This is a genomic window from Lentibacillus sediminis, assembly GCF_002763455.1.
GTDB classification, from domain to species: domain Bacteria; phylum Bacillota; class Bacilli; order Bacillales; family Amphibacillaceae; genus Lentibacillus_D; species Lentibacillus_D sediminis_A.
On record NZ_NIXK01000011.1, the window covers coordinates 73,584 to 86,452 of the forward strand.

The following is a 12,869-nucleotide window of genomic DNA, read 5'->3' on the forward strand; positions in this document are numbered from 1 at the left end:
TCATTAAAGCTCGTTTCGTAGGTGATGGAAAATGTGACGTAACCCAACCCACAATTTGTTGCAAAAATTTCTGCAACAGAGTGCTCGTTGATTTCCGCTTCGGGCATCCGCTTTCCGCGGGAAGCTGCCGAGCCCCCTTGTGCTAGCGCACTGCGGGGTCTCGCCTAGGCTTTTCTTCCCGCAGGAGTCGGATGCCCTCCGCTCCAATCAACCCTCAACAAAGTAGTCAACTGTTGATGAATTAAAGAGCATACCTGAGCGGAGGAAATACCCCGAGACTCCTGCGGGATCATAGTCATAGGTGAGACCCCTCAAGCGGAGACAGCGCGAGGAGGCTCACCAGCGCCCGCGGAAAGCGAGGGGTATTTCCGCAGCGGCGATGTTCACCATCTTTACGTCGCAGCATTTCTTTAGAAAAACAGCATGTATAACAAACATAAAAGGAGAGAAACAAGCATGAAAAAATTGTTGGCATTTTTATCTGTATTGACTTTATTAACATTGGCAGCATGTGGCGGGGGAAACGCAGAAGGAGACGGCGCTTCTGAAATCACAGTTGGGGCGACCAGTGTTCCCCATGCGGAAATTTTAGAGGAAGCGAAACCGCTTTTGGAGGAGCAGGGAATTGAGCTGACCATTGAGGAGTACCAGGATTATGTCTTGCCAAATGACGCACTGGCAGAGGGCGATCTGGATGCTAACTATTTCCAGCACATTCCATTTTTGCGGCAAACCATCAGTGACACTGGCTATGATCTGGACCATATCGGCGGGATTCATATCGAACCGATGGGCGTTTATTCGCAAACCATTGAGAGTGTCGATGCCATTCCGGAAGGGACAGAAGTGCTGATGAGCAATTCCGTTCCCGACCATGGCCGAATTCTTTCACTGTTTGAACGGGAAGGTCTAATTACATTGGATGAGGGTGTGGAAAAATCCGCAGCAACGATTGAAGATATCGTGGAAAATCCAAAAAACTTAACCTTTTCACCGGATTACGATCCTGCATTGTTGCCGAATCTTTACCAATCCGAAGAGGATGTGCTCGCCGTCATTAACACCAACTATGCCATCGGTGCTGGGCTGAACCCGCAGGAGGATGCGCTGTTTATTGAAGAGGACGATTCCGAGTATGTCAACGTGATTGCTGTTAAATCGGAAGATACCGATAATCCGGCACTGAACACGCTTGTTGATGTCCTGCGCTCGGAAGAAATTCAGAACTTTATCATCGAAGAGTATGACGGAGCGGTTGTCCCGGTTGACGGGCAAGAATAAGCCTAGGCAATTTTTGAGCAATTCACAGGATTTGGCCGTTATTTGCATTAAATTTATATAGATGAGAAGCTGCCTTTTCCTCATCAGTGAAGATTCGGTTAAATTCCAAATCAGAGGTTTAAACGCGTGTTGAGCAGGGGATAGTTATCGTGTTACGATTATTATCGTAAATACACGAAAGGATGGTTCACTATTAACAGTGGCTTAAGTCTCAACTATACTCCGGAAATGGAGAAAGGCATGCACCAATCAAATAAAATGTGCTATGCCGAGTATGAGCGCAAATTGGAAAATCGTTTGGAAGTGGAAAAACGACGGGACAAGGAATATCAACAATCGAAAAAAATAACAGCTGAATACAGCACACAGTAATAAAAACAGTGAACGCAGCAGGATGACTTTTCCGCTGCAAGAGGCGGGTGCTCCCTTAGTTGAGGGGGCATCCGTTTTTTCTATCTGGAGAATTACTAAAGGGTGTTATAATGAAAACAAATAAGAGTAAAAACACGGATTAATATAAGGCTCTAACCTGGATATCAAAATTTGGTAAAATATATGTATCATCCAGGAAGAAGTGAATGTACTTGCAAATAGTTCATCTTTTTCATTTTATGAAGGACTGGGTTTTCGCCCCTATTATGGATTCAGGAAATCAAGTCATGAATAAGATCTTTTTTATTTGTTAACGGGGCAGATTTGAATTAACTAACTGGCAGGATAGTCATCGTAAAATGTTGATTTCATTTAGTTGAAATGAAATGGGTTGGTGATTAAACATGAAAAAACATACTAAGTTTGGGAAGGTAATTTTTTGGTTAGGTTTTCTATTTTTTATATCAGAATTATTATTTTTTAGTGAGAGTCGTGTGATGGCAGAAGATATTCCAAAAGTCTTCTATCCTTTTTCCTTACCATTTATCATAATAGGGATAATTCTACTCGTTATTTCTAATTTCTTTAAAAACAAGAACGTTTAGTTGTTTTTATGTCTATGATATTGCTGCAGATCAAAAAGATTTAGTTGAATTTTTAAATCCAAAAGAACGCGGCAGTTAAAATTCTTAGAGAAGAAGAACTTGTTAAATTTGGTACTGAGGTTTATAAATTTGATGGGTTCAGTGTACGGTTTGATATCTAAAGGAGTACTTTCTATAGAAGTAACTAGTCCCAAAAGCAGCTGAAGAATATGCTTTGCTTAAAAATGAACTTACTGCTAAATATAAGAATGATAGCCAATCCTACACCCAGCAAAAAGAACGGTTTATTAAGGGGATTATTGAAAAAGCCAGAAAGGATTTTTATGTATTTTTTTGGTTATACAAACAGGGACAAAAGTGGTGCGGTTCCAGAGTGAGAATAATTCTCCGTCTCGAGCTGCAAGTTTAATAAAAAAGAACGCTTCCATTTATTTAGAAAACGTTCTTTTAACAATAACCTTCTTATTTTTGCTTAACTTTTCACGCTTCTGCTTGCTTCCATTCTTTCAAACCCATACTTTACCGCCTGAACATATTCATCTATAGCTTGTTCGGCAATTTTTCCTGCTGGGTTTAATGTTTCAAAACCATGATAGGCTCCAGGATATAAATGAAAATCCACATCCACACCAGCTTGGGATAGTTTCGATACATAAGTAAGTGTTTCTTCGCGGAATGGATCTAATTGTCCAACACATGTATACGTATATGGAAGTCCACTATAGTCCTCTGCCCGAGCAGGTGCAGCATAGGCTGGAATGTTATCGGTACCATGCAGATCACCTAAATACATTTTCCAAGCTGCTTCATTGTATTTTTGATTCCAAATAAATCCTTCCTTTACTTCGTTAGCAGATGGAGAGTTGTTCTGGTCGTCAATCATAGGATAAAGAGGTGCTTGAAAACATACGGAAGGATAATTTCGATCTCGAGCCAATAAGGTTAAAGCAGCTGTTAAACCACCACCAGCACTTTGTCCTCCCACTCCAATGCGGTTTGCATCAATATTTAATTCTTCCGCATTGTCAGCTACCCATTTTAATGCAGAATAGCAGTCTTCAATTGGTGCGGGATAAGGGTGGTCCGGTGCTAAGCGGTAATCTACAGAAACAACAACACAATTTGCTTCTTGTACAAAACGGCAACACAGAGGATCGCCTTCTTCGACAGAACCTAAAATATAACCTCCACCGTGAATCCATAAGAGAGCGGGCAGCGTTTCCGAGCTATCTTTAGCTCGATAAATTCTGAGGCGTAGGGGATCATCATCTAGCCCGACGATTGTTTCATCAGTAATGGAAACAGAAGGATCAAGTTCGGGAGCTTGCCCTTGAGCGGCCATAGCTTCTCTAATTGACTTCATCGTTTCTGGTCGCAAATCTAACTCTGGCATCATCTCTAATCCTTGTAAAAGTTCTGGATTAACTCGGTTTTTCATGAAACCACTCCTTCTTGTTTTGTAATCGCTTTCAAAATATGAATACAAAGAAAAAATATCTTCTGCAATCATCATAATTATAGTATAAATTGAGGACACTTCAGTTGTCAATAAAAAATATAATATATTCAGAAATTTAATAGAGGAATTTTACTGACGAATTTTAATTGCATCAGATCTACTGAATGGATCACATAAAAATTGATTGAGCAACCCTCCCATGAGAAAATCATCTCACTTCTTCAGCCTCCAATAATAGACAACCTCCGCTAATTAATTACGATAAATACAGGGAACATAAAAGAATGGCGGAATAAGAGTTTAACTTTCGCCCAAAACCACTTATAATATAGAAGAAACAAGATGCATCCAGACCGAGTCCGTTATCGACTTAAAAAAGTTGATAATACATTCGAAATGCTTTAAGATTGTAATGAGAATAGATTGAGAATGAATGCAAAGTTCATTAGCAATATAAAAATAGTTTGTGGAGGTATCGTTATGGCAGGATCAGTACTGGAAATCAAGGATCTTCATGTATCCATTGAGGATAACGAAATTTTGAGCGGGGTGAATCTCACCATCAAGGGCGGGGAATTCCATGCCGTCATGGGACCGAACGGAACAGGGAAATCGACCCTTGCTTCTGCAATCATGGGACACCCGAAATATGAAATTACTCAAGGGTCTGTTTTCCTGGACGGGGAAGACGTGCTGGAAATGGAAGTGGATGAGCGCGCCCGTGCAGGCCTGTTCCTTGGCATGCAGTATCCAAGCGAAATCAGCGGTGTAACCACATCGGACTTCCTGCGTTCTTCCATTAACGCACGCCGGGAAGAAGGCGACGAAATTCCATTGATGAAATTTATCAAAGAAATGGATGCCGCCCTGGACTACTTGGACATTGATAAAAACATGGCACAGCGTTATTTGAATGAAGGGTTCTCCGGCGGGGAGAAAAAGCGGAACGAGATTCTGCAGCTGATGCTGCTGAAACCGGAAATCGCCATCCTGGACGAAATCGACTCCGGACTGGATATTGACGCACTGAAAGTTGTTTCCAAAGGGATCAACAAACTGCGTGACGAGAACTTTGGCTGCTTGATTATTACCCACTATCAACGTTTGCTGAACTACATCACACCAGACTATGTTCACATCATGATGCAGGGCCGTGTGGTAAAATCCGGCGGACCTGAACTGGCCAAACGCTTAGAAGCTGAAGGCTATGAATGGGTGAAAGAAGAATTAGGCATCACAGACGAAACAGTTGAGCAAAACGCGTAAACGTTAGGAGGAGTAATATGACGGTGGAAACAAAGCTGCCATTTGACAAAGCATATATCGAGCAATTTTCCAATGCAAAAAACGAAGCACAATGGATGCGCGAATTGCGCCAGCAGGCATTGGAGCAGGCAGACCAGCTGGAAATGCCTAAACCGGATAAAACGAAAATCAACCGGTGGAATTTCACCGAGTTTAACCATGAATTGGTTGAAGGTGAGCGCATTTCCTCCATTGAAGACCTGCCGGCAGACATGCAGGTGTATTTTGATAAGGAAAACATTCCGGAAAACCTGCTGATTCAGCGTGATCATTCCGTAGCCTATGCCACCTTAAGTGCATCACTTCAGGAAAAAGGCGTAATTTTCACGGATATTTTCACCGCGACCCAGCAGCATTCCGATTTAGTGAAAAAATATTACATGCAGGACGCGGTTCAAGTGGACCAGAACCGTCTGACTGCATTGCATGCGGCATTGATGAACGGCGGAATCTTCATCTATATTCCGAAAAACGTTCAGGTGGAAGAGCCGCTGCAGGCAATCTTCTGGCAGGAAAACCCACAAGCAGCATTGGTTAATCATGTGCTTGTGGTTGCCGAAGAAAGCAGTTCCCTGACCTATGTGGAAAACTATATTTCCCAAAATGCGGAAGAAGAAACGGTGGCCAATGTCATTACTGAAGTCATCGCTCATGACAATGCCAAAATCAATTATGGTGCGGTGGATAATTTCGCTGCAGGTACGACAACTTATGTGAACCGGCGCGGTGTCGCCTACCGTGATGCCACGATTGACTGGGCACTCGGGCAAATGAACGACGGAAATACCGTTTCGGAAAATATTACCCATCTGGTTGGAGATAACTCCTCCTCGGAAGCAAAAGCAGTTGCCGTTGGCCGGGGAAAACAGACACAGAACTTTACATCAAGCATTGTGCAGCATGGCAAGGATACCAATGGCTATATCCTGCAGCGCGGTGTGATGCTTGAAAGTTCGTCAACAATCTTTAACGCGATCGGCAAAATTGAACATGGCGGCACAAGATCAAATTCCGAGCAGGAATCGCGTGTACTGATGCTTAGTGAAAAAGCGCGTGGGGATGCGAACCCGATTCTCTTGATTGATGAAGATGATGTTACCGCAGGGCATGCTGCATCGGTCGGCCGGGTGGATCCGCTGCAAATGTACTACCTGATGAGCCGGGGTATTACCAAAGAGGAAGCAGAGCGCTTGGTTATCCATGGATTCTTGGCCCCAGTGGTTACACAGCTTCCGATCGAATCGGTGAAAAATCAGCTGACCGAGGTCATCGAAAGGAAAGTATATTAATGGACGCCAAAGCCATTCGAGAGCAGTTCCCGATTTTACATCAGGAAGTGAATGGACATCCGCTCGTCTATCTGGATTCCTCGGCGACATCACAGAAACCGCAGTCTGTGATTGATGCGGTGAACGATTACTACCGGGAAGATAATTCCAATGTGCATCGTGGTGTGCACACCCTTGGATCAAGAGCAACCGAGAAGTATGAAGGTGCCAGAGACAAGGTGCGCAGCTTTATCAATGCGAAAAGCACGGCGGAAATTATTTTCACCCGCGGTACGACAACATCGATTAATACAGTGGCCTACAGCTACGCCCGCGCAAATCTGCAGGCAGGGGATGAAATTGTGATCACCCCAATGGAGCATCACAGCAACATTATCCCCTGGCAGCAGGCGGCCAAAGCAACTGGCGCTGTGCTGAAATATATTCCGCTTGAAGCAGACGGCACGATCCGTCTGGAAGCGGCCCGGGAAACAATCACGCCAAACACCAGAGTGGTAGCTGTCTCCCATGTCTCCAATGTGCTGGGAACCGTTAACCCTGTCAAGGAATTAGCGGCGATCGCCCATGAACATGGTGCAGTGATGCTGGTGGACGGTGCCCAGGGTGCTCCGCATATGCGTGTTGATGTGGAAGAGCTGGATTGTGATTTCTATTGCTTTTCCGGTCATAAAATGTGCGGACCGACCGGGATTGGTGTCCTGTATGGCAAGCGCGATCTCCTTGAGGAAATGGAACCGGTGGAATTCGGCGGGGAAATGATTGATTTCGTAAACTTATATGATTCCACATGGAAAGAACTGCCGTGGAAATTTGAAGGCGGAACCCCGATCATCGCCGGAGCAATTGGCCTCGGTGCAGCGATTGATTTTCTCCAGGAAGTGGGACTTGATGCGATTACCGAGCATGAAAAAGAACTGGCCGCATATGCAATGGAGCAGGTGCGCATGATAGATGGTATAGATATATACGGACCGGAAGAACGCGCAGCGCTGGTGACATTTAATATAACGGATGTGCATCCGCATGATTTGGCAACCGTCCTTGACGCAGAAGGGATTGCCGTCCGTGCTGGCCATCACTGCTGCCAGCCGCTGATGAAATGGCTGGATGTCACGGCAACGGCGCGGGCCAGCTTTTATTTATACAATACCAAAGAGGACGTGGACCGGCTGGTCGACGGCCTGGTAAAAACGAAGGAGTATTTCGGGGATGTCTTTTAACAACCTAGATACACTATATCGACAAGTGATCATGGATCATTATAAGACCCCGAGAAACCGGGGTACGCTGGAAGGAAACACCTTGACCGTGGATATGAATAATCCGACCTGCGGTGACCGGATTCAACTGCAGCTCCAGGTGACAGACGGCAAGGTGGAAGATGCGAAGTTTGATGGGGAAGGCTGTTCCATCAGCATGGCTTCTGCCTCGATGATGACCCAGGCGATCAAAGGGAAACCCGTGGAAGAGGCACTTGAGATGTCAGAAGGATTTTCCCACATGATGCTTGGCGAAGAGGTGGATGAAGAAGCATTAGGTTTTGATGACATCGTGGCATTGCAGGGTGTTTCCAAGTTCCCGGCACGGATTAAATGTGCCACACTTGCATGGAAAGCGATGGAGAAGGGTGTTAAGGAAGAATAGGTGCAACCTGAGGAAGATGAGCTTTACAAACACCTAAGGAGGTTTTTAACATGGCAAAGCAAATGCCTGAAGTAGAAGAGTATCAATATGGCTTTTCTGATAAGGACGTTTCGGTTTTCCGTACGGAGAGAGGGCTGACCCGCAAAGTGGTGGAAGAGATTTCCAAGCTGAAAGAAGAGCCGCAGTGGATGCTCGACTACCGCCTGAAAGCATTGGAACACTTCTATGAGCGTCCAATGCCGCAATGGGGCGGCGATTTGTCCGAACTGGACTTTGACGAAATCGTCTATTATGTTAAGCCATCGGAAAAGCAAGGGAGAACCTGGGATGAGGTACCTGATGAAATCAAGCAGACCTTTGATAAATTGGGAATACCGGAAGCAGAACAAAAATATCTTGCCGGCGTATCGGCCCAGTACGAATCAGAGGTTGTCTACCACAGCCTGGAAAAAGATTTGGAAGATATGGGCATCATATTTAAAGATACCGACACAGCACTGAAAGAAAATGAGGATCTTTTCCGTGAGTACTTCGGAAAAGTGATTCCATATACCGATAACAAGTTTTCGGCACTGAACTCAGCAGTATGGTCGGGCGGTTCCTTTATCTATGTGCCAAAAGGCGTACAGACCACGACACCGCTGCAGGCGTATTTCCGCATCAATTCGGAAAACATGGGGCAGTTTGAGCGTACCCTGATCATTGCTGATGAAGGTTCATCGGTCCACTATGTGGAAGGCTGTACAGCACCAACTTATACCACCAATTCACTGCACAGTGCAGTGGTGGAGATCATCGTGAAGAAGGATGCGTACTGTCGCTATACAACCATTCAGAACTGGGCAAACAATGTTTATAACCTGGTAACTAAACGTGCCACTGCCGCAGAAAATGCGACAATGGAATGGATTGACGGCAACATCGGTTCCAAACTGACGATGAAATATCCATCCATTCTGTTGCGCGGGGAAGGTGCTCGCGGGAACACCCTGTCGATCGCACTTGCCGGAAAAGGGCAGCTGCAGGATGCCGGTGCGAAAATGCATCACCTGGCACCAAACACCCACTCGTCGATCGTGTCGAAGTCGATTTCCAAACAGGGCGGGAAGGTTTCCTACCGCGGTCTTGTTCACTTCGGGCGAAAAGCGGATGGCGCCCGCTCAAACATTGAGTGTGATACGCTGATTATGGATAACGAGTCTGTTTCGGACACGATTCCATACAACGAAATTCTGAATGACAACATTTCCCTGGAGCACGAAGCAAAAGTCTCCAAGGTTTCCGAAGAGCAGCTCTTCTACCTGATGAGCCGCGGCTTAAGCGAAGAAGAAGCCACCGAAATGATTGTCATGGGCTTCATCGAGCCATTTACGAAAGAACTGCCAATGGAATATGCCGTTGAGATGAATCGATTGATTAAATTTGAGATGGAAGGTTCTATTGGATAAGAACAGAAGAAACCCTGTCATGAGAATACTCATGGCAGGGTTTTTTGCATTTATAATAAAATACGCCCCTTTCACATGAGCGATGTTTAAAGCAACCACAAAAGTGAAATAATCAAACATACGGAAATAAATCTACCTTTCACAGCACAGCTAAATATGCTTGAAATAATAGGACTGTAAGGAAAGAAGGCGATGGCATGGCAGAGGAAAAATCGAATCAAAATAATGTTCCAAAGAAACAGGAGCAAGATGACAATAAAACCACCGTGAGATACACATTGCTCGGTGGAGCCGTAGGTGCTGGCGTGGGTCTTCTGGCCAGCCCGGAAGTTTTCACCCGCATAAGCAAGTCAGAAGTAACAAGAGCAGCGGGGCGGGAAATCAGGAGAACCGCTCAGGACTTCATTACAGAACAGGCGATGGCCGCATTACGGCAAAATACTTCCAGCTATTTCAGTAAGTACACGGAAAACCTAATCGGGCGAGCGAATGGAAGCCCGGATGAGACAGAGGAAACGGAAGGCAGTGCAGCGAAGTTTCAGGAACAATATGATGAGCTGAAGGATGAAAATAAAAATTTGAATGAAAAACTCCAGGGTATTGAAGAAAAACTGGATGCCTTATTAAAAGCAGCCGAAAACAGCAAGTGATGACTGGAGGGGAAAGTATGACTATCTTAAAGGAAAAAATTCATCATGATTCTAAGGCGCTGGTACAGGATGATCAAACGAAATCACTGTTATCACGCTGTTCCCGTTATTTGAAAGCAGGTTACCCCATCCATTTCACAGGGCCGGCCGGGACAGGCAAGACGTCCCTTGCGCTCGCACTTGCAAAAAAACGAAACAAACCGGTGATGCTGATCCATGGGAACCATGAATTGAATAACAGCGATTTAATTGGTGATTTCACAGGATATACAAACAAAAAGATGGTCGATAACTATGTTCGGTCAGTATATAAAAAGGATGAAAGTGTAACAGAATCATGGGAAGACGGCCGGTTGCTTGAAGCTGCCAAGAACGGGTATACTCTGGTGTATGATGAGTTCACCCGCTCCCATCCGGAGACAAATAACCTCTTCCTTTCCATTTTGGAAGAAGGAGTCATCCCGTTATATGGAACCAAACACACTGAACCCTTCTTTCGTGTCCATCCAAATTTTTCCGTCATTTTCACCAGCAATCCTGAGGAGTATGCGGGAGTATATGACACGCAGGATGCACTTTTGGATCGGTTAATTACCATACCATTAGATTTTAAAGATATCGATCAGGAAGCAAAGATTTTGGTCAATAAAATTGGTATCGTTGAAGACGAAGCAAGGGGTATTGCGTCACTTACAGCCAATTTGCGGAAATTATGTGTAGAGGACAATAGCTCCGGTCCCAGTCTGAGATCTTCCATGATGATTGCAAGACTTGCGGCAAAAGAAAACATTCCAATCGATGGTCAGAATGAAGATTTTCAGGTTTTGTGCAAGGATCTGTTGACCCATACAGTGAGCAAGTGTTTGGACACAGAGCGTCCTAAGGAGGAGGCTCGTCGTTTGATTCTTGAGGCTTGTGCGGACATGTTTCAGGAGAGTTAGACAGCTGAATAAAAAATAATCCCTTCGTGCTGGCATAAGCAAATGAGGGATTATTTTTTTGGTAAATTTACCTAATTTTTACATCAATTTAATAAACCTTTGCTACAATTTAAGAGGAGGTTATAGTACAAAAGAACTAATTATACAAAAAAGAGGTACATTCCAATCATGAAAAACAACATCAAACTTCTGCTTCAAAAAACGCCTTTGCGAACGCGATTATTAATGCCAATTCTCGGGTTGATCATGCTATCTGTTGTTGCGGTCGGGCTTACATCCTATGTGAACGCAAAGGACTTAATAATGACGGCAATCGAGGACAGGCTGAGCCGTGAAACGCAGTTAATGGGGTACATAGCGCAAAACTTACACTTTACCTATGTCAGTGATGAAGCGTATTTTATGCAGATGTTTAACTCAAACATTCGCACACAGCAAAATCAGCTTGCAAAGGATGGAATCGCATCCGAGTATTTTTACATAACCGAAAATGAAGTGATCCCGTTTCCAGTAAGTGAAGATACATTGCCTGAGATTCCCGAAAGTCTTATTACGGAAATAACAGAAATGCAGAACGGACAACTCCACACGCCTTTATCCGGGGAAGACTACACCGTTTCTTTCCAGGAGATGGATGAAATTGGTGGTACGTATGTACTTCTTGTACCGACAAGTTCATTTATGGGCCCGGTCACCAATATGGGCTATTTAACCATTGCGATTATCGTTATAAGCATCATTATTTCCACCATTGCCATTTTTATATTCGTTAAAACACTTACAAAACCTCTGGACGTTTTGCGAAATACAATGAAGAAAGTGCGTGAGGGGATCCTGGAGCAGCCGGAAGCACCTAAGACAACGATGCCGGAACTTTTATCTTTACATAAAAGCTTTGATGCGATGATCAGCCATATGCGTACAATGCTGCAAGAAGTTAAAAACACAACCAATGAGCTGGATCACACTGGCACTGAATTGAAGAGTTCTTCAGATGATGCACTTCAGTCGAGTCAGGATCTGGTGGAAGCGATAGATATTGTCAAATCAGGAGCGGAACAATCGGCCTCCACCTCTGAAAATAGTATGACGGTCTTTATAGAAATGAAAAACAAAATTGAAATGATGATGAACAACCTGGATGCTGTTTTTAACCGTTCGGAAAGCATGGGTGCTTCTGCAAACCTGGGAGAGAAAAAAATATCTGAATTAATCTCCACCATTAAAACGTTTGAATCAGATTTTAACCATTTAACCGAAACAATGAAACAAGTAAACCATCATTCTGAATCTGTTACTAAGCTTGTTGGTTTGATCAGCGGGATAGCAGACCAAACCAAACTGTTATCGCTCAATGCCAGTATTGAAGCAGCCTGTGCCGGAGAAGCAGGAAGAGGTTTTGCTGTCGTTGCCAAAGAAATCGGCAAGCTTGCAGAACAATCATCCAAAGCGACAGACGAAATTACGGGAACCATAACTAATACATTAACAATAACAACGAATGCAACACAGGAATTTGAAACCATGCTGCAAAAACTGAATACCAATATTGGCTTTGCCAATGATTCCAAGGTTTCACTGGATGATCTGATGCGGGAAATTTCCGAGATGAACGGAAAACTGCTGGGAATCCAGGGAGAATTGGAAAATGTGGAACGGGTACTGCCTAAATTAGAGGGTACAACAAAGGATGTCGCTTCCGTTTCAGAGGAAACATTGGCAAGCGCCGAGGAAATGCTCGCAAGCAGTGAAGATCAGTACAAACAGACTCGAAACTCGCATGAAATTGGTTTAAAGCTTATCAGTCTGTCAAAGGATTTAAGAGGTGTTACGAAGCAATTCAAGCTTGATTGAGGAAGCAAAAATAAATAGTAA

General features: G+C 44.2%; 11 protein-coding genes and 1 pseudogene. 11 read left to right on the plus strand and 1 reads right to left on the minus strand.

Annotated elements, in window-relative coordinates; all coding sequences use genetic code 11:
- The first annotated feature begins 456 nt into the window (after positions 1–456).
- The 3 genes and pseudogenes from CEG13_RS16250 to CEG13_RS19405 all read left to right on the plus strand — a co-directional run.
- Positions 457–1,281, plus strand: a complete 825-nt coding sequence (locus tag CEG13_RS16250; protein WP_100012945.1) for a MetQ/NlpA family ABC transporter substrate-binding protein — start codon at positions 457–459, stop codon at positions 1,279–1,281.
- A 240-nt stretch (positions 1,282–1,521) separates the two neighbouring features.
- On the plus strand, positions 1,522–1,653 hold the full coding sequence (locus CEG13_RS19270) for a YuzK family famiily protein (protein ID WP_275661816.1): 132 nt from the start codon (positions 1,522–1,524) through the stop codon (positions 1,651–1,653).
- 807 nt (positions 1,654–2,460) lie between these two features.
- Positions 2,461–2,667: pseudogene (locus CEG13_RS19405) on the plus strand (hypothetical protein); the annotation flags it as partial.
- Positions 2,668–2,730: 63 nt separating this feature from the next.
- Here CEG13_RS19405 and CEG13_RS16265 read toward each other — a convergent pair.
- On the minus strand, positions 2,731–3,696 hold the full coding sequence (locus tag CEG13_RS16265; RefSeq protein WP_100012948.1) for an alpha/beta hydrolase: 966 nt from the start codon (positions 3,694–3,696) through the stop codon (positions 2,731–2,733).
- 501 nt (positions 3,697–4,197) lie between these two features.
- Between CEG13_RS16265 and sufC the strand changes: the two genes are divergently transcribed.
- The 8 genes from sufC (at position 4,198) to CEG13_RS16305 (ending at position 12,848) form a co-directional block, all read left to right on the plus strand.
- Positions 4,198–4,983: a Fe-S cluster assembly ATPase SufC gene (sufC, locus tag CEG13_RS16270; RefSeq protein WP_100012949.1), complete on the plus strand. Its 786-nt coding sequence runs from the start codon at positions 4,198–4,200 to the stop codon at positions 4,981–4,983.
- Between the two features lie 17 nt (positions 4,984–5,000).
- A complete protein-coding gene (gene sufD, locus CEG13_RS16275) occupies positions 5,001–6,311 on the plus strand; it encodes a Fe-S cluster assembly protein SufD (RefSeq protein WP_100012950.1) in 1,311 nt (436 codons plus the stop codon).
- Positions 6,311–7,531: a cysteine desulfurase gene (locus CEG13_RS16280; RefSeq protein WP_100012951.1), complete on the plus strand. Its 1,221-nt coding sequence runs from the start codon at positions 6,311–6,313 to the stop codon at positions 7,529–7,531. Before sufD ends, CEG13_RS16280 begins: the two co-directional genes overlap by 1 nt.
- On the plus strand, positions 7,521–7,955 hold the full coding sequence (gene sufU / locus CEG13_RS16285; RefSeq protein ID WP_100012952.1) for a Fe-S cluster assembly sulfur transfer protein SufU: 435 nt from the start codon (positions 7,521–7,523) through the stop codon (positions 7,953–7,955). Before CEG13_RS16280 ends, sufU begins: the two co-directional genes overlap by 11 nt.
- 50 nt (positions 7,956–8,005) lie before the next feature.
- Positions 8,006–9,403: a Fe-S cluster assembly protein SufB gene (gene sufB / locus CEG13_RS16290; RefSeq protein ID WP_100012953.1), complete on the plus strand. Its 1,398-nt coding sequence runs from the start codon at positions 8,006–8,008 to the stop codon at positions 9,401–9,403.
- A gap of 197 nt (positions 9,404–9,600) precedes the next feature.
- On the plus strand, positions 9,601–10,053 hold the full coding sequence (gene gvpT, locus CEG13_RS16295; protein ID WP_100012954.1) for a GvpT/GvpP family gas vesicle accessory protein: 453 nt from the start codon (positions 9,601–9,603) through the stop codon (positions 10,051–10,053).
- A gap of 17 nt (positions 10,054–10,070) precedes the next feature.
- Positions 10,071–10,994 (plus strand): gas vesicle protein GvpN, encoded by a 924-nt coding sequence (gvpN, locus tag CEG13_RS16300; protein ID WP_100012955.1) that lies wholly within the window; start codon positions 10,071–10,073, stop codon positions 10,992–10,994.
- 168 nt (positions 10,995–11,162) lie between these two features.
- A complete protein-coding gene (locus CEG13_RS16305; RefSeq protein WP_100012956.1) occupies positions 11,163–12,848 on the plus strand; it encodes a methyl-accepting chemotaxis protein in 1,686 nt (561 codons plus the stop codon).
- The last annotated feature ends 21 nt before the right edge of the window (positions 12,849–12,869 follow it).

Coding starts and splice junctions, on each gene's coding strand:
- sufD (WP_100012950.1), top strand. CDS start 5,001: ATGACGGTGGAAACAAAGCTGCCATTTGACAAAGCATATATCGAGCAA.
- CEG13_RS16305 (WP_100012956.1), top strand. CDS start 11,163: ATGAAAAACAACATCAAACTTCTGCTTCAAAAAACGCCTTTGCGAACG.
- sufC (WP_100012949.1), top strand. CDS start 4,198: ATGGCAGGATCAGTACTGGAAATCAAGGATCTTCATGTATCCATTGAG.
- CEG13_RS16280 (WP_100012951.1), top strand. CDS start 6,311: ATGGACGCCAAAGCCATTCGAGAGCAGTTCCCGATTTTACATCAGGAA.
- gvpN (WP_100012955.1), top strand. CDS start 10,071: ATGACTATCTTAAAGGAAAAAATTCATCATGATTCTAAGGCGCTGGTA.
- CEG13_RS19270 (WP_275661816.1), top strand. CDS start 1,522: ATGCACCAATCAAATAAAATGTGCTATGCCGAGTATGAGCGCAAATTG.
- gvpT (WP_100012954.1), top strand. CDS start 9,601: ATGGCAGAGGAAAAATCGAATCAAAATAATGTTCCAAAGAAACAGGAG.
- sufB (WP_100012953.1), top strand. CDS start 8,006: ATGGCAAAGCAAATGCCTGAAGTAGAAGAGTATCAATATGGCTTTTCT.
- CEG13_RS16250 (WP_100012945.1), top strand. CDS start 457: ATGAAAAAATTGTTGGCATTTTTATCTGTATTGACTTTATTAACATTG.
- sufU (WP_100012952.1), top strand. CDS start 7,521: ATGTCTTTTAACAACCTAGATACACTATATCGACAAGTGATCATGGAT.
- CEG13_RS16265 (WP_100012948.1), bottom strand. CDS start 3,696: ATGAAAAACCGAGTTAATCCAGAACTTTTACAAGGATTAGAGATGATG.